This window comes from Amycolatopsis acididurans, assembly GCF_012328925.1.
GTDB lineage: Bacteria > Actinomycetota > Actinomycetes > Mycobacteriales > Pseudonocardiaceae > Amycolatopsis_E > Amycolatopsis_E acididurans.
Genome location: NZ_JAAXLS010000003.1, coordinates 39,555 through 58,142 on the forward strand (window position 1 = coordinate 39,555; position 18,588 = coordinate 58,142).

Genomic DNA, 18,588 nt, shown 5'->3' on the forward strand with positions numbered 1-18,588 from the left:
ATCGTGCCGTGCCAGCACCGCAAGGACTCGCCACCGCATCTGGCATCCTGTGCTCGCAAGCACTACCGGGGAGGCCCATGTCCACGCCGTCCGATCCGCAGCCGACGCCGCACGATCCGGTGCCGCCGGGCTCCGGCGACCCGTTCGCGCCACCGGAGCCGCCGCAGCAGGGCAGCTACCCCGCTCCCCCGGCCCAGCCCTACGGCTACGGCCAGATGCCGCCGCAACCGCAGATGTACCCGCCTCCGCCGGGCTACCCGCCGTACTACATGCCCCGGGCCACCAACGGCTTCGCCATCGCGTCCCTGGTGCTGGGCATCCTGTGGATCTACTGGCTCGGCAGCATCCTCGCCCTGATCTTCGGCTACGTCGCCCGGAAGCAGATCAAGGAGCGCAACGAAAGCGGCGGCGGCATGGCCATCGCCGGGATCGTGCTCGGCTGGATCGGTGTGGGGACGGCCGCTCTCGTGCTCGCACTGCTCGTGATCGGCCTGCTCGCGCACGGCACGCACCGTTGACCGGGTAAACCCGGTCAACGGCGGCGCGTGCGCAGGTAATCACCCACCACCGCGGCACCGAGACCGTCCAGATCCGGGGCCACCACCCGGCCGCCCGACCGACGGGCGAGCAGGTCCACGAACGCCTCCAGCCGTGGATCGTCGCCCAGCCGGAACACCGTGACCGACGCGCCCAGCTTGGCCAGCCTGTCCACTTCGGACACCGTCTTGTACAGCGTCTCCGGCGCGGGCGGGTAGTCGAACCAGGCCTCCCCGTCGGCTTCCAGATGCGCCGTCGGCTCCCCGTCTGTGACCATCAGCACGACCGGCTGCGCGTCGGGATGCCTGCGCAGGTGCCTGCCCGCCAGCAGCAGCGCGTGGTGGGCGTTGGTGCCCTGCTCCCACACGCCGTCCAGGCCGACCAGCTCCTCCAGCTCGACGGTCTGCGCGTAGCGGCCGAACGTGATCAGCTGCAGCGCGTCGTTGCGGAACCGCGTGGTGATCAGCTGGTGCAACGCGAGCGCGGTGCGCTTCATCGGCAGCCAGCGGCCTTCGGCCACCATCGACCACGACGTGTCCACCAGCAGCGCGACCGCGGCGCGGGAACGGTGCTCGGTCTCCACGACCTCCACATCGGACACGTCGAGCGCGACCCGGCCACCGCCGACGGAAGCCGTGCGCAGCACCGCGTTGCGGACCGTGCGCGAGGTGTCCCACGGCTGCATGTCACCGAACCGCCACGGCCTGCTGGCACCGGTCGGCTCGCCCGCCGCTCCGGCCGACTCCTGCTCCCGCTGCCCGGTCTTGCCGCGCAGCGCGTGCACCACGTCGGCGAGCGCGGTCTGCCCGAGCCGCCGCAATGCCTTGGGAGACAACCGGAGTGACCCGTCCGGCGCGCGTTCGAACAGACCCTGCCGGCGCAGTTCCCGCTCCAGTTCGGCCAGCCGCCGGGCATCCACGCCGGAATCCTTGCCGAGCTGCCGTTCCAGTGCCTCGACGTCGATGTCCTCCAGGCGCGCGCCCGGATAGGACTGCGCCAGCTGCTCGGCGAGCGCGTCGAGTTCGGCCAGATCCTGCATCGCCTGCGCACCCTCGCCGAGCCCGAGCGGGTCCTGGCCGCGGAACCGCGCCGAGGACGTCCAGTCCTCCCCCGGCCGCAGCGACCGCAACTGAGCATCCAAATTGGACAGTTGCTGGGCGAGGCGGGGATCGCCGAACGCCTGCTGCGCGAGGCTCATCAGCTCGTTGCGCTGTTCCTCGCTCATCGAGTTCATCATGCGCTGCGCCGCGGCGGCACGGGCGGCCAGCGCGTCGATCAGCTCGTCCACGTTCTGCGGGTTCTCCAGGAAGAACTCCCCGTGCCGCCGCATGAACTCGGCGAACCGCTCGTCGACGTCGTCCAGGCCACGCGCGTGCGCGTCGAGCAGCGCGTTGAGGTCGGAGAGCATCTGGTTGACCCGCTCGACGTCCTCGAGCGTGGTGCCCTGCAGGGCCTGCTTCATGCCTTCGAACCGCGATTCGAGCATCTCGCGGCCGAGCAGATCGCGGATCTGCTCGTAGTTCTGCCGCCCTTGCTCGGAGCGCCACTGGTAGTCGGTCAGCTCGCGCACCGCAGCGGCGGTGCCCGGCGGCAGGGCGTCCAGCTCGGCCTCGGCCAGCCGCGCGTCGTCGGAGGGGTCCGGGAACAGCGCGCGCCGCTCGGCGTCCAGCGCCTCGTTCAGCAGCCGCTGCACCTCTTGCAGCGTGCCGTCGAGGTTGTTGCGGCGCTGGATCTCCGAGCGGCGCTGCCACACGCGGCGGGTCAGCTCGTCCAGTCCCGCCGTGTTCCGGGTGCCGCGCCGCAGCATCTCCTCCAGCGCCGAGCGGGGCGAGGACCCACCCATGACGTCCTGCCCGATCTCGTCCAGCGCGTCCCGCAGGTCGATCGGCGGGGCGAGCGGGTCCGGCCCCTCGTGGTAGGGCCCGTACGAGTAGCCCTCGGGCACGCTCACGGCCCGTACACCGTGGTCGCGTCGTCGGAGTCCTTCGCGAGCTGGCGCGCCAGGTAGAGCGACTCCAGTGCCAGTTCGACCGCGGCGGCGATCCGGCCCGGCGGATCGTCCGCGGACACGCCGGCCCGCGCGGCGACCTCGTGCAGCACCGGCAGTTCGGGCAGCGCCGCCAGCAGGTCCGCGCCGGGCACCTTCTCGCCGGTCGCGACGAGATGCCCGTCGGCGACGGCCTCGACCAGCGGCCGCAGGTTCAGCCCGCCGAAGCGGTCCCGTGCGGTCTCGGCGACCGCGCGCCGCAGCAGGTGCACGAGGTGCTCGTTCTCGCGGCCCTCCTCACCGGGCTCGAACTCGACCTTGCCGCGCAGGACGGCCGGTACCGCGTCGAGATCGACCGGGCGCGCCACGGCGGGCTGTTCCCCGGTCAGCGCCGAACGCCGCAGCGCCGCCGCGGCGACGGTCTCGGCGGCGGCGACCGCGAACCGGGCCGAAACGCCGGAACGCTGGTCGATCACGGTGGACTCGCGCAGGTTGCGCACGAACCGGGCCAGCACCTCCAGCAGCGGCTCACCGACCTCCGCGACCAGGTTCGCCTCCTGGCGCACGACGTCGACCTCGGCGGCCACGTCCAGCGGGTAGTGGGTGCGGATCTCGGCGCCGAAGCGGTCCTTGAGCGGGGTGATGATGCGGCCGCGGTTGGTGTAGTCCTCGGGGTTGGCGGTGGCCACCATGAGCACGTCCAGCGGCAGCCGCAGCGTGTAGCCGCGCACCTGGATGTCGCGCTCCTCCATCACGTTCAGCAGCGCGACCTGAATGCGTTCGGCCAGGTCGGGCAGCTCGTTGATCGCGACGATGCCCCGGTGAGCCCGGGGCACCAGTCCGAAGTGGATGGTTTCGGGGTCGCCGAGGCTGCGCCCCTCCGCGACCTTGACCGGGTCGACGTCGCCGATCAGGTCACCGACGCTGGTGTCCGGGGTGGCCAGCTTCTCGGTGTAGCGCTCGTCGCGGTGCAGCCACGTCACGGGCAGCTCGTCGCCCAGTTCGGCGGCCCGGCGGATCGAGGCCGGGGTGATCGGGTCCAGCGGGTGCTCGGCCAGCTCGGCGCCCTCGATGACCGGCGTCCACTCGTCGAGCAGCCCGGCGATCGTGCGCAGCAGGCGGGTCTTGCCCTGGCCACGTTCGCCGAGCAGCACCACGTCGTGGCCCGCCAGCAGGGCCCGTTCGAACTGGGGCAGCACGGTCCGCGAGAACCCGACGATGCCGGGCCACGGGTTCCGGCCCTCGCGAAGCGCGGCGAGCAGGTTGTCGTGGATCTCGGTCTTGATACCGCGCGGCCGGTACCCTGCCGCGCGCAGCTCCCCCGCGGTGCGGGGCAGGTTCTCGGGTGGGTTCACCTCTCCGACGCTAACCCCGGATCGACCATGGCGTCCACGTGGAGCAGCTCCAGCCACGCCGCCGGACACCGTTCACGGCTGCCGGTATTCTGGATCGCCGTGTGCTGTCCCAGTGCGACCCTGACCGTGTGGACTTCGGCCTGGCTGGCCGGTTCCGCGGCTTCGGACGATGTGCTCGACGCCCTGCTCGCCTGGGGCGAGGCCCATGAGGTGGTGGCCGCCGACGCCGAGTCCGCCGTGGGTCTGGATCTTCCCCTCGCCGGTGACTTCCCCGCCTCGCCGGTGCGGCTGCTGGCCGCGCTGCGCGCCAAGGACGCGGGCGGCGCCCGGCTCGTGCTGCCGGTTCCTGGCGACGTGCGCGGCCTGGGTGGCGGCGGTCAGTTCGCCGAGGCCGCGCTCAAGGCCGGCGAGGCGATGCTGCTGCCCGCCCTCGGTTTCGGCCTCGTGCCGGACCCGATCGCCGAGGGCCTGGTGCGCTGGTCGGTGTACAAAGTGGACGTCGCGGCCGCACAGGAGCACGTCGGCATCGCCGACGCAGAACACGGCCTCACCGACGCGATTCGCGACTCCGCCGGTGCGCTGCAGGCGCTCGACGTCGCCAAGGACCGGCCGGGCGTGCGGGCCGAGCTGTCCGCGTGGCTGCGGGCGCGCCCGAACCTGCAGTGGCCCTCGGGCACGCCGGGCCGGTCGCTGCGCGTGCTCCAGCGCGCCGAGGAGATCGGCGCGATCCTGGCACTGGCGCACTCCGACGAGCCCGGCGGCGCGCTGTCCTCGTCCGCGGCGGTGCTGCGTGCCGACGCGCTGCGCCCGCTGGGCAACGCCGTGCGGATCGCCCGCTACGCCGCGGTCAACGAGGCGGTGCGGCTGCTCACCGAGCAGGCCGACCGGCCCCAGTAGCAGGCCGTTTGGCGGGCTCACAGCAGCCGACGGCGCAGGGCGCGCCGTTGACGGTGCAGCCCGCGGCCGGGAACGCCGACAGCTTCCGCGCGGGCGCACCGGCGATGTGCTCGCGGATCAGCTCGACCACCAGTTCCGCGAAGCGCGGATCCCCGTTGGGCGTGGCCGCCCGCGCGAAACCCATGCCCAGCTCCCCGGCCCGCTCGGCGGCCTCGTTGTCCAGGTCCCAGACGACCTCGAGGTGGTCGGACACGAAACCCACCGGGCACACCACGACCGCCTTCACCCCGTCGGCGTGCAGCGCCTCGATGTGGTCGACGATGTCCGGCTCCAGCCACGGGATCCGCGGCGGGCCGGAGCGCGACTGCCACACCACGTCGTACTCGCCGACGCCGGCTTCCGCCGCGACCAGCCGTGCCGCTTCACCGATCTGCCGGGAGTAGCGCCGCCCGCCTTCCTCCGGCGGCCCGGCGGCCTTGTCGGCGCTTTCCGGGATCGAGTGCGCGGTGAACACGGTGCGCGCGTTCTCCAGGCCCGCGTGCGCGGCGCGCAGCGCGTCGGCGAAGGCGCCGACGAAGAGCGGGTGGTCGAAGAACTGGCGCAGCTTCACCAGTTCCGGCGCGTCGTCCCCCACCGCGGCGCGGGCCCGCTCGATGTCCTCGTCGTACTGGCGGCACGCCGAGTAGCCGCCGTAGGCGCTGGTCGGGAACACCAGCGCGCGCCGCACGCCGTCGGCGGCCATCCGCGCGAGCGTGTCCTCGGCCATCGGCTGCCAGTTGCGGTTGCCGAAGTACACCGGCAGATCCAGGCCCTGCGCCGCCAGTTCCTTCTCGACCGCGGCGATGGCCTCGCGGTTGAGCCGGTTGATCGGCGACACGCCACCGAAATGCTGGTAGTGCCCGGCGACCTCGGCCAGCCGCTCGGGTGGCACGCCGCGCCCCCGTGTCACGTTCTCCAGGAACGGCATGACCTCGTCCGGTCCTTCGGGACCGCCGAAGGACAACCACAGCAGCGCGTCGTAACTCACGGTGCCCATCTTGCCGTCAGGGCCGCGCCTGCGCGCGGCCGGGCCGGTTCCGCGAAAGACAAGCCGGGCGGACCACAGGCGTCCGCCCGGCTTGCGCTACCGCACTCACAAGCCCAGCGCGTGCACCCCGCCGTCGACCCAGATCATGGAGCCCGTCGTGGCGGGCAGCCAGTCCGAGAGCACCGCGCAGATGCTCTTCGCGACCGGCGTGGCGTCCTCGGCGTCCCAGCCCAGCGGTGCGCGGTCGCCCCAGCCGCCTTCCAGCTCACCGAAGCCCGGGATCGACTTGGCCGCCATCGTCTTCACCGGCCCGGCCGCCACCAGGTTCACCCGGATACCGTGCGGGCCGAGATCGCGCGCCAGGTAGCGGTTCACCGACTCCAGCGCGGCTTTCGCGACACCCATCCAGTTGTAGGCGGGCCACGCGACGCGCGCGTCGAAGTCCAGGCCCACGACCGAGGAGCCGCGGGAGAGCAGCGGCAGGCAGGCCACCGCCAGCGATTTGAACGAGTATGCCGAGACCTGGACCGCGACGGACACGTCGTCCTTCGGGGCGTCCAGGAACGGCGCGCCGAGGCAGGTCTGCGGCGCGAACGCGATCGCGTGCAGCACCCCGTCCAGGCCGTCGACGTGCTCACGCACGCGGTCGGCGAGGGTGTCCAGGTGCTCCTGGTTCTGCACGTCCAGTTCGATGACCGGGGCGGGCTCGGGCAGCCGCTTGGCGATGCGCTCGACCAGTGACATCCGGCCGAAGCCGGTCAGCACCACCTTCGCGCCCTGCTCCTGCGCCACCTTCGCGGCGTGGAAGGCCATCGAGGCGTCGGTGATGACGCCGGTGATCAGCAGCCGCTTACCTTCGAGCAGTCCGGGCAAAAGCCTTGTCCTTTCTGGGGTGGGTGTGTCGGAAACTAGTGGCCCATGCCGAGACCACCGTCGACCGGCAGCACGGCACCATTGACGTAGCCCGCCTCGTCGGACGCCAGGAAACGCACGGCCGCGGCGATCTCGGGCGCCTCGCCGTAACGGCCCGCGGGAATCTGCGCCAGCGCCGCGGCGCGCTGGTCGTCGGTGAGCGCATCGGTCATGTCGGTGACGATGAAGCCGGGCGCGACCACGTTCGCGGTGATGTTGCGCGAGCCCAGTTCCCGCGTCAGCGACCGGGCCAGGCCGACGAGCCCGGCCTTGCTGGCCGCGTAGTTGACCTGCCCCGCCCCGCCCGAGAGGCCCACCACCGACGAGATGAAGATGAACCGCCCGAACTTGGCGCGCAGCATCCCGCGGGAGGCCCGCTTGGCGACACGGTAGGCGCCGGTGAGGTTCGCGTCGACGACCTTGGTGAACTGCTCCTCGCTCATCCGCATGAGCAGCGTGTCGTCGTTCATGCCGGCGTTGGACACCAGCACCTCGACCGGACCCTGGTGCTCCTCGACCTGCTTGAACGCCGCGTCGATCTGCTCGGAGTCGGTGACGTCGGCCCGCACGCCGAACAACCCCTCCGGCGCGCCGGACCCGCGGTGCGTCACGGCCACGCTGTGTCCCTGCTCGGCCAGGTCACGGGCGATCGCCAGACCTATGCCGCGGTTGCCCCCGGTGACCAGAACGGACCGTCCCACGTAGCACTCCTCGCGCGTCGTCTTTCGCATTCGTTTCGCGCTGAGGTTATCCGTTTGCCGGGGCACCGGCCGCACCCAACCCCACTACCCCGCAGTAGCCCTAAGGTGCGGGTATGGGTGACCCGATCGTCCGGATGCCGCTTCGCGTCCGCTTCCACGAATGCGATCCGCAGGGCATCGTGTTCAACGCGCACTACCTCGCCTACTTCGACATGGCGTCGTTCGATTTCTTCACCGAGATCTTCGGCTCCTACGACAATCTTCTCGCCCGCGGCGTCGACACGGTGGTCGCCGAGTCGAACGTGCGCTACCTCGCCGCGAGCCGCTTCGAGGACGAACTCGTCGTCGGGGTGTCGATCGAGCACCTCGGCACCACGTCGCTCATCCTGGCGTTCACCATCACGCGCGGCGCCGAAACCGTCGTCGCCGGCACCAACCGCTACGTCTTCGTCGACCGGGAAACGCTGGCCAAGACCGCTCCCCCGGACGACGTCCGGGAGAAGCTGGCCGCCCGCCTTTAGCGTTCCCGCACGCCCGGTTGCCGGTCCTCCACGACGAACGAGGCCCGGGTGCTGACCGGCGCGCCAGGCTTCGTCACATACGGCACCACACGGAAATCGCCGCGCCACCGTTCGCGGTCGACGTTGACCCGCACGTAGCCGCGCTGCGAGTTGAAGAACTTCATGTGCGGATTGGCCGCGAGGAATCGCGCTCCCTCGTCGGTCATGTCGGCGCCGTCGGCGCCACTGGTGATCGACGTGCCGACGAACTCGCTGCCGACCGTGGGCGAGTCCGGGTCGGCGTAGTCGCGTTTGAGGTCCCACGCGTAGTTCTGATGCCGGTCGCCGGTGATCACGACGAGGTTGCGCACCCCGCGGTCCTGCGCCGCGGCCAGCACCGCGTTGCGCTCGGCGACGTAGCCGTCCCACGGGTCGAGGAACACGTCCACGGCCGGGCCCGGATCCCGGTCGGTCTGCCCCATCGGCGCCTGGTTGCCCAGGATCTGCCACCGTGCCCGGGACTGGGCGAACCCGTCGACCAGCCACTTCTTCTGGGCGCTGCCCAGGATCGTGCGGCCGGGCTCCAGCCGGTCGGTGCACGTCGCGGAACCGCCGTCACCGCAGGGCTGGTCGTCGCGGTACTGGCGGGTGTCGAGGATCGTGAAGTCGGCCAGGGTGCCGTAGGGCAGCCGCCGGAACAGGCGCACGTCCGGGCCGGAGGGCAGCTGCGTGTGCCGATAGGGCAGGTGCTCGTAGTTGGCCTGGAACGCCTGCGCGCGCCGTTGCCGGAACACGGCCGGGTCCTGGTCGGGTTCGTTGTCCGCCTGCGAGATGTCGCCGGCCCAGTTGTTCTCCACCTCGTGGTCGTCGATCGTGTGGATCCACGGGAAGCGGGCGTGCGCGGCCTGCAGCGGGGCTTCGGCCTTGTACAGCGCGTACTGCAGGCGGTACCGGGCCAAATCGAAGGTCTCGGTGGTGAACTCCGGGTCCACGGTGACGCCGCGCTTGTTCGTGCCGACGCCCGATTCGTAGAGGTAGTCGCCGAGGTGCACGACCAGGTCGAGGTCCTCCTCGGCCATGTGCTCGTACGCGGTGTAGTAGCCGTCCTGCCAGGCCTGGCAGGAGGCGAACGCGAAGTTCAGCTCGCGCGGGTTCGACCACGGCACGGGCGCGGTGCGGGTGCGGCCCGTCATCGAGATCTCGCCGCCGGTGCGGAAACGGTAGAAGTACTCGCGGTCCGGTGCCAGGCCCTGGATCTCCGGGTGCACCGAGTGGCCCAGTTCCGGCGTCGCGATCGCCGAGCCGCGTCTGACGACCGCACCGAACCGCTCGTCGGCGGCCACCTCGTACTCGACGCGCACCGGTCGCGCGGGCATTCCGCCGGCGCCGTCCGCGGCGAAGGGGTCCGGCGCGAGCCGCGTCCACAGCACCACGCCGTCGTGCGCCGGGTCGCCGGAGGCGACGCCGAGGGTGAAGGGGTTCCCGCCCTTGACGGGGGCGGCGTAGGCGCTCGCGGCGTCCCAGGCCCCGGTTCCCAGCAACACGGCGGCGGCACCGGCGGAGCTGAAACCGAGGAAACGGCGGCGGGAGACACTGTTCGGGGGCGCGACCATGGGGAGGTCCTCCTGTGGTGGGATGAGCGGGGACCGGCTGATCGTCAGTCGGCGGAATGACCGGTTTGCCGCTTCCGGCCGAATTCCGGGTGAAAGGAAAACGATCTTCGGGATGTTTCGGATGCTCTTCTTCCACCCGGAAATTCCGCCCAACACCGGTAACGCGATCCGGCTGGCGGCCAACACCGGCGCGGAGCTGCACCTGGTCGAGCCGCTGGGTTTCGCGTTCGAGGACAAGCACGTCAAACGCGCGGGCCTGGACTACCACGACCTGGCGCACGTGCGGGTGCACCCGGATCTGGACGCGGCGTGGGAGGCACTGCTGCCGGCGAACGTCTACGCCTTCAGCGCGAGCGCGACCCGCTGGTACACCGACATCGCCTACCAGCCCGGCGACGTGCTGCTGTTCGGCCCGGAGTCGGTCGGCCTCCCACCCGAGGTGCAGCACGCCCCGCAGGTCACCGACCGCCTGAAGCTGCCGATGCGCCCAGGTTCCCGCTCACTGAACCTCGCCAACACCGCCTCCATCGTGCTCTACGAGGCCTGGCGTCAGCACGACTTCACGTTCGGCGGTTAGGTCGGCAGGCGCTGGCCGATGAACAGCGAACTGCCGGCGCAGACGATGAGTGCCAGGGTGCCGAGCACGATCCACGGGCGGCTGGCATCGGCGTCCTTGATCTCGTACCCGATCTGCTCACCGAGGTCGGCGTAGACCGCCTTGAGCTGCTCGGCCGATCCCGCCTGGTAGAACTCGCCGCCGGACAGGCGCGCGACCTCCTGGAGCGAACCGTCGTCCACGTCGACCGGCACCTCGCGCCCGTCGATCTCGACCGTGCCGTGGTCGGTGCCGAAGGAGATCGTCGAGATCGGCACCTGTTCCTTCTTGGCCTCCTGCGCCGCGGTGAACGCGCCGCGCGGGGCGTAGAGGTCCTCGGGCACGGTCTGCTTGCCGTCGCTCATCAGCACGATGCGCGCGGGCGGCGGGCCCTCCGCGCCGCCGACGACCGCGGAAAACCCTTGCACCGCCTGCAAAGCCGCGTAGATGCCCTCACCGGTGGCGGTCGACTGGGCCAGCTTGAGGTTGTCGATCGCGGTGACCACGCTCTGCCGTTCGGTCGTCGGCGCGACGAGCACGGTCGCGGTGCCCGCGAAGGACACCAGGCCGAGGTTGATGCCGGGCGTGAGCCCCTGCGCGAACTGGGTGGCCGCGTCCTGCGCCGCCTTGATGCGGGTCGGCTTGACGTCGGTGGCCTCCATCGACAGCGACACGTCGATCACCAGCATCACGGTCGCGCGGTTGCGCGGCACCTTCTGCTCGGCGGTCGGGCCCGCGAGCCCGACGGTCAGCAGCAGCAGCGACACGATCAGCAGCGCGGCCGGGATGTGCCGTGGCCAGCCCTGCGTTTTCGGCGCCACCTTCTCCAGCAGCGCCAGGTTCGAAAACCGCATCGTGCGCTTGCGCCGCGCCCGCTGCGCGAGCAGGTAGCCGATCACCACGGCGGCGACGACGATCAGCAGCAGGAACCACCACGGCGTGGTGAATCCGGTCAGGCTCATGCCGCACCCCCGGACCACCGGCGTTTCCTGGCCACGACGAACCGCACCGTGTCGGCGATCCAGTCAGAGTCGGTGCGCAGCACCAGATGCGCCGCGCCGGCCTGCCGCAGCGCGCGGGCCACCTGGTCGCGGTGCGCCTGCGCCGCGGCCGCGAACTCGCGCCGCAGCAACGCCGAGGCGTGCACCTCACGCTGCCGCCCCGTCTCCGGATCGGCCAGCACGATCGTGCCGACCTCCGGCAGGTCCACGTCCCGCGGGTCGATCACCTCGACCGCCATCAGTTCGTGCCGCGCGGACAGCGCACGCAACGGGCGCTGCCATTCGAAGCCGCCGAGGAAATCGGAGACGACGACGGCGAGCCCACGCCGCCGCGGCGGCCTGCGCAGCTGTTCGATCAGCGCCGCCAGATCGCCGCGCGTGCCCTCGGCGGCGCGCGGCAGCTCGGCGATCTTGCGCAGCAGTCCCCTGGCGTGGGCGCGCCCGCCGCGCGCCGGGATCCGCACCGAATCGGCGCCGTTGGACATCACCGCGCCGAGCCGGTTGCCGCCCCCGCCGGTGAGATAGGCGATCGCGGCGACCGCGCACAACGCCAGATCCCGCTTCTCCGACAACGCGGTGCCGAAGTCCAGGCTCGCGGACAGGTCCGCGGCCACCCACGTCTCCAGCTCACGGTCGGCGACGGTCTCGCGAATGTGCGGCACGGTGGTGCGGGCCGTGACGGCCCAGTCCATCCGGCGCACGTCGTCACCGGGCTGATAGGGCCGCGCCTCCCCCGGTTCGGAACCGGGGCCCGGCACCAGGCCGAGATGATTTCCCTGCAGCAGCCCGTCCAGCCGGCGCCGCACCTCCAGCTCCAGCGTGCGCAGCCCCGCTTCGAGCCGGTCGCCCCGCAGGATCGGCGGCGCCCACGACGGCCTGTTTCCCTCGCTGACCACTACCGCCCCGGCGCGCCCATCTGGACCGGCTGGCCCGGCCCGGCCTGTGGCCGCGCGGAGACCTGGGGCAGCGGCACGGTCTGCAGGACCCGGTTGATGATGTGATCCAGCGGAACGGCGTCGGCGAGCGCGTCGTAGGAGAGCACGAGGCGGTGCCGCAGCACGTCCGGCACCACGTCCACGACGTCCTGCGGAAGCACGTAGTCACGCCCGCGCACCAGCGCCAGCGCCCGCGAGGCCGCGATGATGCCGAGGCTCGCGCGCGGCGAGGCACCGTAGGAGACCCAGCCCGCGACGTCGGTGAGCCCGTGCTCGGCCGGGGTGCGGGTGGTGAGCACCAGCCGCACCACGTAGTCGACGAGAGCGTGGTGCACGAACACCTTCGACGCCACGCCCTGCAGCCGCACCAGCTCCGCGGGGCTGAGCACCTCGTGCGGCTCCGGCGGGGTCACGCCCATCCGGTAGATGATCTCCCGTTCCTCCTCGGCCGTCGGGTAGTCCACGACGATCTTGAACAGGAACCGGTCGCGCTGCGCCTCCGGCAGCGGGTAGACGCCCTCGTTCTCGATGGGGTTCTGCGTGGCGAGCACCAGGAACGGGTCGGGCATCGCGAAGGTCTTGCCGCCGATGGAGACGTGCCGTTCGGCCATCACCTCGAGCATCGCCGACTGCACCTTCGCCGGCGCGCGGTTGATCTCGTCGGCGAGGACGAAGTTCGCCACGACCGGGCCGAGCTCGACGTCGAAGCGCTCGCTGCCCTGCCGGTAGATCCGGGTGCCGAGGATGTCGGCCGGGACCAGGTCGGGAGTGAACTGGACGCGGGAGAACGTGCCGCCGACCACCCGCGCGAAGGTTTCCACCGCGAGCGTCTTGGCCACGCCCGGCACGCCTTCCAGCAGCAGGTGCCCCTTGGCCAGCAGCCCCACCAGCAGCCGCTCGACCAGCCGGTCCTGCCCGACGATCACCCGCTTGACCTCGAACACGGTGCGTTCGAGCAGCTGGCTGTCCCGCGCCGGGGTGGTCCCCTGCTGCCCGTTGGTGCCCTCGGCGTAACCGGGCTCGGTCACGGTTGCCCTCCTCCTACGTTCGCGTCCGCTCCTGCGACCGTAGCGGTAGTCAACATCACGGTCGGTGTGAGGGCTGTGAGCTGTGGGTGTAGCGGGCCAGGTCCGCCGGCGTGTCGAGGTCTTCGCCTTCTCCCGCGGTCGCCGGCACGCCGACGATGTCCAGTCCGGCGAGCATCCCGCGCAGCGACGCGCCACCGGCGGCCGCGGGCAGCGCGGCCCGCAGGTTTTCCGTGCGCCACACGCCGATCAGCCATTGCCGGTGCCCCTCACCGTCGACCAGCACCGCACCGTCGTGCCCGCCCAGCGCGGCACGCAGCTTGTCCACAGTGGACGGACTTACGCGCACGAGGTCCCCGGCGAGCACGGCCACCTCGGGTGCGTCGGCCAGCGCCAGGCCCGCGGCGAGCGCCGCGACCGGTCCCCCGCCCGGCGGGTCCTCGCGGGTCCACACCACCCGCGGCAGACCGGGTCGCCGCGGGCCGACCACGATCACCGGATCCGCGGCGGCGAGTGCGTCGATCGCGGTGCGCAGCAACGGCTTCCCGCCGACCTCCAGCATGGGTTTGTCCACACCGGACAGACGGCGCGCGGCACCGCCGGCGAGCACGATCCCGGCGATGCCTCCCATTTGCCCAGGTTACTCTGCCGGCCGTACCGATCCGACCGCGGTCGCAACTGTCCGGGGAGCCGGAAATCAGTCCACGACGGGCTGCTCAGCCGACCAGGCGCGCCGCGTACGGCATGATGCCGCCGTAGCGGACGGCGGCGACGCGGACGGTCAAGCCGGACTCCGGCGCCTCGATCATCATGCCGTTGCCGAGGTAGAGCGCGACGTGGTGAATGCCTTCGCTGGCGTCGCCCCAGAACAGCATGTCGCCCCGCCGCATCTGCGACAACGGCACCTGGCGGCCCGCCGTGTACTGGTAGCCGCTGTAGTGCGGCAGCGACGCCACCCCGGCGAAGGCGTAGATCATCAGGCCGGAGCAGTCGAAACCGATCTTGCGGTAGTCACCGTAGGAGTCGGCCACACCGCCGTCGCGGATGCCGCGCGTCGGCCCGCTCGCGTTGCCACCGCCCCAGGCATACGGCAGGCCCAGCTGCGCCATGGCCCGCGCGATGATCCGCTCGACGATGGCGCTGCTGGAGCCGGTGACCGGTGGCGCCGAGGCGCCGCCACCGGTCTTGCCGCTGCCGCCGCCGTTGTTCTTGGCCGCGGCCAGCGCCGCCTGCCGCGCCTGCTCCTCTTCCTCGCGCTGCTTCTGCGCGAGCCAGTCGTCGTAGCGCTGGCGCTGGCCCTGAAGCCCGGCGACGCGTTGCTGCGCCTCGTAAAGCGCCTGTTCGACCTTGTTCTTGTCGGCTTCCAGCTGCGCGTTCTGCGCCGCCTGGCCCTGCTGCGCCTGGACCGCGGCGGTCTGCGCGGTGTCCGCGGAGCGCTTGGCCTCCTGCGCGGCGGCCTGCTTCTCCTGGGCCACCTTCAGTGCGGCGCGGGCGGCGCTGTCCTTGTTCGACTTGTCGGCCTGAGCCTGCTCCATCAGCTCGAGGCCGTTGAGCTGACTGCCGCTGACCGAGGACAGCAGCTGCGCGCGGGCCAGCAGATCCTTGGGGCTGGTGGAGCCCAGATAGGCCGAGATCGACCCCATCGTGCTGCCCTGCTGGTAGCTGCCGGCGATGAAGCCGTCGAGCTGTTTGCGCGCGCCGTCGATCTGCTGCTGGGCCGCGTCGGACTCCCGCCGCGCCGCGTCGGCGTCGGCCTGGGCCTGGGTGGCGGCGTCCTCGGCGGTCTGCTGGTCGACCAGCGCCTTGTTCGCCTGCTCCATCTTCAGCTCGACGTTGGCCTGGAGCTGCGACAACCGTGATTCGGCGGCGGCGAGCTGGTTGGCGAGCTGGCCGACCTCGCCCGCCTTGGCGTTGGCGTCGGCCTGGCCCGCGCTGATCTCGCCGTCGCTGGGGTTGGGCGGCGGCGGTGGCACGGCCGAGGCGACGCCGGTGGTCGCGATCGAGGCGGCGACGGCCAGCGCCGTGACCGCCACCCAGCGGGCCATCCCTTCGCGCCGTCTCACGAGCACACCCCTCCAGCCCTCCGATTCGGACACAAGCCACTCGTCCGTCACACATGTACCAGAAGCATCACGTGACACTTGCATCACGTGCGGAACATTTCCCCGATCGGGGGACCCTGGTGGCCCGATTTCGCGCCGAGCCGACGGGGCCGAGGTCACAGCCCGCCGGAGGCGTGTCACGCTTGAACTCAAAAAAGGACAAGCGTACTGTTTGGCGCGTAGGGAGCCTGCGCCGTCCCCGCGTCTGCGGACGCCGCGAGCGTGCGCAAGACTCGCTTCGGTAGAACCGAACTGACACCCGGGACCCACCCCGCGACCGCGGGGCCGAGTCCGAATCCATGGAGTTAGACGTGACCGCATCTGCCAGCAAGGACAGCTTCGGCGCCCGCGACACCCTCAAGGTGGGTGACGCCTCCTACGAGGTGTTCCGCCTCGACAAGGTGCAAGGGTCCGCGCGCCTGCCCTACAGCCTGAAGATCCTGCTCGAGAACCTGCTGCGCACCGAGGACGGCGCGAACATCACCGCCGAGCACATCCGCGCGCTCGGCAACTGGGACGCCGGTGCCGACCCCTCGATCGAGATCCAGTTCACCCCCGCCCGCGTCGTGATGCAGGACTTCACCGGCGTGCCGTGCGTGGTGGACCTGGCGACCATGCGCGAGGCCGTCACCGACCTGGGCGGCGACCCCGACAAGGTCAACCCGCTCGCCCCCGCCGAGCTGGTCATCGACCACTCGGTGATCATCGACGTGTTCGGCCGCGCGGACGCCTTCGAGCGCAACGTCGAGATCGAATACGAGCGCAACCGCGAGCGCTACCAGTTCCTGCGCTGGGGCCAGGGCGCCTTCGACGAGTTCAAGGTCGTCCCCCCGGGCACCGGCATCGTGCACCAGGTCAACATCGAGTACCTGGCCCGCACGATCATGTCCCGCAACGGCCAGGCCTACCCGGACACCGTCGTGGGCACCGACTCGCACACCACGATGGTCAACGGCCTCGGCGTGCTGGGCTGGGGCGTCGGCGGCATCGAGGCCGAGGCCGCGATGCTCGGCCAGCCGGTGTCGATGCTCATCCCGCGCGTCGTCGGCTTCAAGCTCACCGGTGAGATCCCGGCCGGCGTGACCGCCACCGACGTCGTGCTGACGATCACCGAGATGCTGCGCCGCCACGGCGTCGTCGGCAAGTTCGTCGAGTTCTACGGCGAGAGCGTCGGCGCGGTGCCGCTGGCCAACCGCGCCACGATCGGCAACATGAGCCCCGAGTTCGGCTCCACCGCGGCGATCTTCCCGATCGACGAGGAGACCCTGCGCTACCTGAAGCTGACCGGCCGCTCGGCCGAGCAGCTCGCGCTGGTCGAGGCGTACGCCAAGGAGCAGGGCCTGTGGCACGACCCGGCGCACGAGCCGGTGTACTCCGAGTACCTGGAGCTGGACCTGTCGACGGTGGTCCCGTCGATCGCCGGCCCGAAGCGCCCGCAGGACCGCATCGAGCTCTCCGACGCGAAGTCCTCGTTCCGCAAGTCGGTGCACGACTACGTCGAGGAGCAGTACCCGGCGCCGCACACCAAGGTCGACGAGAAGGTCGAGGAGAGCTTCCCGGCCAGCGACGCGCCCGCCCTGTCGTTCGCCGAAGAGGACGCGGTCGCGCTGCCCTCGGCCGCGAACGGTGCCTCGGGCCGCCCGACCAAGCCGGTCACCGTGCGCTCGCAGGAGCGCGGCGAGTTCGTGCTCGACCACGGCGCCGTGGTGATCGCCTCGATCACCTCGTGCACCAACACCTCGAACCCGTCGGTGATGCTGGGTGCCGCGCTGCTCGCGCGTAACGCCGTCGAGAAGGGCCTGTCGGTCAAGCCGTGGGTCAAGACCTCGATGGCGCCGGGCTCTCAGGTCGTCACCGACTACTACGAGAAGGCCGGCCTGTGGCCGTACCTGGAGAAGCTGGGCTACCACCTGGTCGGCTACGGCTGCACCACCTGCATCGGTAACTCCGGCCCGCTGCCCGAGGAGATCTCGGCCGCGGTGCAGGAGAACGACCTCACCGTCGTGTCGGTGCTGTCGGGCAACCGGAACTTCGAGGGCCGGATCAACCCCGACGTGAAGATGAACTACCTGGCCTCACCGCCGCTGGTCATCGCGTACGCGCTCGCGGGCACGATGGACTTCGACTTCAACGAGCAGCCGCTGGGCCAGGACACCGACGGCAACGACGTGTTCCTCAAGGACATCTGGCCGCCGGCGCAGGAGATCCAGCAGACCATCGACTCGGCGATCACGCAGGAGATGTTCTCCAAGGACTACGCCGACGTGTTCGATGGTGGCGAGCGCTGGAAGTCGCTGCCCACGCCGGAGGGCAAGACCTTCTCGTGGGACGCGGAGTCCACCTACGTCCGCAAGCCTCCCTACTTCGAGGGCATGCAGGCCGAGCCCGCTGCGGTCGAGGACATCTCGGGCGCGCGGGTGCTGGCGAAGCTGGGCGACTCGGTCACCACCGACCACATCTCCCCCGCCGGTGCCATCAAGGCCGACACCCCGGCCGGCAAGTACCTGTCCGAGCACGGTGTGGACCGCAAGGACTTCAACTCCTATGGTTCCCGCCGCGGCAACCACGAGGTGATGATCCGCGGCACGTTCGCCAACATCCGGCTGCGCAACCAGCTGCTGGACGACGTGCAGGGCGGCTACACCCGTGACTTCACCGTCGAGGGCGGCCCGCAGGCCTTCATCTACGACGCGGCGCAGAACTACGCGGCCGCGGGCGTCCCGCTGGTCGTGCTGGGCGGCAAGGAGTACGGCTCGGGTTCCTCGCGTGACTGGGCGGCCAAGGGCACGCGCCTGCTGGGCGTGCGCGCGGTGATCGCCGAGTCGTTCGAGCGGATCCACCGGTCGAACCTGATCGGCATGGGCGTCATCCCGCTGCAGTTCCCGGAGGGCGAGTCGGCGTCGTCGCTGAAGCTGGACGGCACCGAGACCTTCGACATCTCGGGCATCACCACGCTGAACAAGGGCGAGACCCCGCGGACGGTGCACGTCACCGCCACGAAGGCGGACGGCTCGAAGGTGGAGTTCGACGCGGTCGTGCGCATCGACACCCCCGGTGAGGCGGACTACTACCGCAACGGCGGCATCCTGCAGTACGTGCTGCGCAAGATGACGCGCGCCTGATCCTCAGGCCCGGAAAGCGCCGCGAACCCGGCCGGGTTCGCGGCGCTTTTTTCTCCGCGAGTCCAGCCTTCCGCGCGCCCGAGTCGAGGGTTCCGTGCGGCCGAGTCCAGGGTTCGGTGTTCGCGAGTCCGGCCTTCCCTGCGGCCGAGTCCAGGCTTCGGTGTTCGCGAGTCCGGCCTTCCCTGCGGCCGAGTCCAGGGTTCCGCGCGACTGAGTCTGGGCTTCCGCGCGAGCGAGTCGGCGGTTTCGGTCGGCCGCGCTACCGATCCGCGCCGTATA

At 71.1% G+C, this 18,588-nt stretch carries 16 protein-coding genes; 5 read left to right on the forward strand and 11 right to left on the reverse strand.

What is annotated here, in order from left to right:
* The first annotated feature begins 77 nt into the window (after positions 1–77).
* The gene (locus HFP15_RS06765) at positions 78–518 is read left to right on the forward strand and encodes a DUF4190 domain-containing protein (RefSeq protein WP_168512631.1); all 441 of its coding nucleotides are present in this window, start codon (positions 78–80) and stop codon (positions 516–518) included.
* Positions 519–532: 14 nt separating this feature from the next.
* On the opposite strand, the gene HFP15_RS06770 is transcribed toward HFP15_RS06765, so the two are convergent.
* Complete coding sequence (locus HFP15_RS06770) at positions 533–2,488, reverse strand: vWA domain-containing protein (protein ID WP_168512633.1); 1,956 nt, start codon at positions 2,486–2,488, stop codon at positions 533–535.
* Positions 2,485–3,879 (reverse strand): sigma 54-interacting transcriptional regulator, encoded by a 1,395-nt coding sequence (locus HFP15_RS06775; protein ID WP_168512635.1) that lies wholly within the window; start codon positions 3,877–3,879, stop codon positions 2,485–2,487. The genes HFP15_RS06770 and HFP15_RS06775 overlap by 4 nt, the downstream gene beginning before the upstream one ends.
* Positions 3,880–3,978: 99 nt before the next feature.
* On the opposite strand from HFP15_RS06775, the gene HFP15_RS06780 reads away from it, so the two are divergent.
* Complete coding sequence (locus HFP15_RS06780; RefSeq protein ID WP_168513199.1) at positions 3,979–4,776, forward strand: Rv1486c family protein; 798 nt, start codon at positions 3,979–3,981, stop codon at positions 4,774–4,776.
* On the opposite strand, the gene HFP15_RS06785 is transcribed toward HFP15_RS06780, so the two are convergent.
* From HFP15_RS06785 to HFP15_RS06795, 3 genes are all read right to left on the reverse strand, one after another.
* Entirely contained in the window at positions 4,748–5,803 is a 1,056-nt protein-coding gene (locus tag HFP15_RS06785; RefSeq protein WP_168512637.1) for a ferrochelatase, read from the reverse strand. The two genes, HFP15_RS06780 and HFP15_RS06785, sit on opposite strands and share 29 nt — an antisense overlap.
* Positions 5,804–5,908: 105 nt before the next feature.
* On the reverse strand, positions 5,909–6,676 hold the full coding sequence (fabI, locus tag HFP15_RS06790; protein ID WP_168512639.1) for an enoyl-ACP reductase FabI: 768 nt from the start codon (positions 6,674–6,676) through the stop codon (positions 5,909–5,911).
* 35 nt (positions 6,677–6,711) lie between these two features.
* Entirely contained in the window at positions 6,712–7,416 is a 705-nt protein-coding gene (locus HFP15_RS06795; RefSeq protein ID WP_168512641.1) for a beta-ketoacyl-ACP reductase, read from the reverse strand.
* A 113-nt stretch (positions 7,417–7,529) separates the two neighbouring features.
* Between HFP15_RS06795 and HFP15_RS06800 the strand changes: the two genes are divergently transcribed.
* Positions 7,530–7,937, forward strand: coding sequence for an acyl-CoA thioesterase (locus tag HFP15_RS06800; protein WP_168512643.1), 408 nt, complete (start codon positions 7,530–7,532; stop codon positions 7,935–7,937).
* Here the strand turns inward: HFP15_RS06800 and HFP15_RS06805 are convergent.
* Positions 7,934–9,529, reverse strand: a complete 1,596-nt coding sequence (locus HFP15_RS06805; protein ID WP_168512645.1) for an alkaline phosphatase D family protein — start codon at positions 9,527–9,529, stop codon at positions 7,934–7,936. The genes HFP15_RS06800 and HFP15_RS06805 overlap by 4 nt on opposite strands.
* A gap of 112 nt (positions 9,530–9,641) precedes the next feature.
* Here HFP15_RS06805 and HFP15_RS06810 point away from each other — a divergent pair, with 112 nt between their 5' ends.
* A complete protein-coding gene (locus HFP15_RS06810) occupies positions 9,642–10,106 on the forward strand; it encodes a tRNA (cytidine(34)-2'-O)-methyltransferase (protein ID WP_168512647.1) in 465 nt (154 codons plus the stop codon).
* Here the strand turns inward: HFP15_RS06810 and HFP15_RS06815 are convergent.
* The 5 genes from HFP15_RS06815 to HFP15_RS06835 form a co-directional block, all read right to left on the reverse strand.
* Positions 10,103–11,086: a VWA domain-containing protein gene (locus HFP15_RS06815; protein WP_168512650.1), complete on the reverse strand. Its 984-nt coding sequence runs from the start codon at positions 11,084–11,086 to the stop codon at positions 10,103–10,105. The genes HFP15_RS06810 and HFP15_RS06815 overlap by 4 nt on opposite strands.
* Positions 11,083–12,021 carry a DUF58 domain-containing protein gene (locus tag HFP15_RS06820; RefSeq protein ID WP_168512652.1) on the reverse strand — a complete coding sequence of 313 codons (939 nt, stop codon included), beginning with the start codon at positions 12,019–12,021 and terminating at the stop codon, positions 11,083–11,085. Before HFP15_RS06820 ends, HFP15_RS06815 begins: the two co-directional genes overlap by 4 nt.
* Positions 12,021–13,088: an AAA family ATPase gene (locus HFP15_RS06825; protein ID WP_168512654.1), complete on the reverse strand. Its 1,068-nt coding sequence runs from the start codon at positions 13,086–13,088 to the stop codon at positions 12,021–12,023. Before HFP15_RS06825 ends, HFP15_RS06820 begins: the two co-directional genes overlap by 1 nt.
* 55 nt (positions 13,089–13,143) lie before the next feature.
* Positions 13,144–13,716, reverse strand: a complete 573-nt coding sequence (mobA, locus tag HFP15_RS06830; RefSeq protein WP_168512656.1) for a molybdenum cofactor guanylyltransferase — start codon at positions 13,714–13,716, stop codon at positions 13,144–13,146.
* Between the two features lie 85 nt (positions 13,717–13,801).
* Positions 13,802–15,130, reverse strand: a complete 1,329-nt coding sequence (locus tag HFP15_RS06835; RefSeq protein ID WP_168513201.1) for an NlpC/P60 family protein — start codon at positions 15,128–15,130, stop codon at positions 13,802–13,804.
* A gap of 356 nt (positions 15,131–15,486) precedes the next feature.
* On the opposite strand from HFP15_RS06835, the gene acnA reads away from it, so the two are divergent.
* Positions 15,487–18,309 carry an aconitate hydratase AcnA gene (acnA, locus tag HFP15_RS06840; protein ID WP_210716823.1) on the forward strand — a complete coding sequence of 941 codons (2,823 nt, stop codon included), beginning with the start codon at positions 15,487–15,489 and terminating at the stop codon, positions 18,307–18,309.
* Positions 18,310–18,588 lie beyond the last annotated feature (279 nt).

What these genes read in the sequence shown, in the direction of transcription:
- HFP15_RS06805 (WP_168512645.1), bottom strand. Translation starts at nt 9,529, where the DNA reads ATGGTCGCGCCCCCGAACAGTGTCTCCCGCCGCCGTTTCCTCGGTTTC.
- acnA (WP_210716823.1), top strand. Translation starts at nt 15,487, where the DNA reads ATGGAGTTAGACGTGACCGCATCTGCCAGCAAGGACAGCTTCGGCGCC.
- HFP15_RS06800 (WP_168512643.1), top strand. Translation starts at nt 7,530, where the DNA reads ATGGGTGACCCGATCGTCCGGATGCCGCTTCGCGTCCGCTTCCACGAA.
- HFP15_RS06815 (WP_168512650.1), bottom strand. Translation starts at nt 11,086, where the DNA reads ATGAGCCTGACCGGATTCACCACGCCGTGGTGGTTCCTGCTGCTGATC.
- mobA (WP_168512656.1), bottom strand. Translation starts at nt 13,716, where the DNA reads ATGGGAGGCATCGCCGGGATCGTGCTCGCCGGCGGTGCCGCGCGCCGT.
- HFP15_RS06810 (WP_168512647.1), top strand. Translation starts at nt 9,642, where the DNA reads ATGTTTCGGATGCTCTTCTTCCACCCGGAAATTCCGCCCAACACCGGT.
- HFP15_RS06765 (WP_168512631.1), top strand. Translation starts at nt 78, where the DNA reads ATGTCCACGCCGTCCGATCCGCAGCCGACGCCGCACGATCCGGTGCCG.
- HFP15_RS06835 (WP_168513201.1), bottom strand. Translation starts at nt 15,130, where the DNA reads ATGGCCCGCTGGGTGGCGGTCACGGCGCTGGCCGTCGCCGCCTCGATC.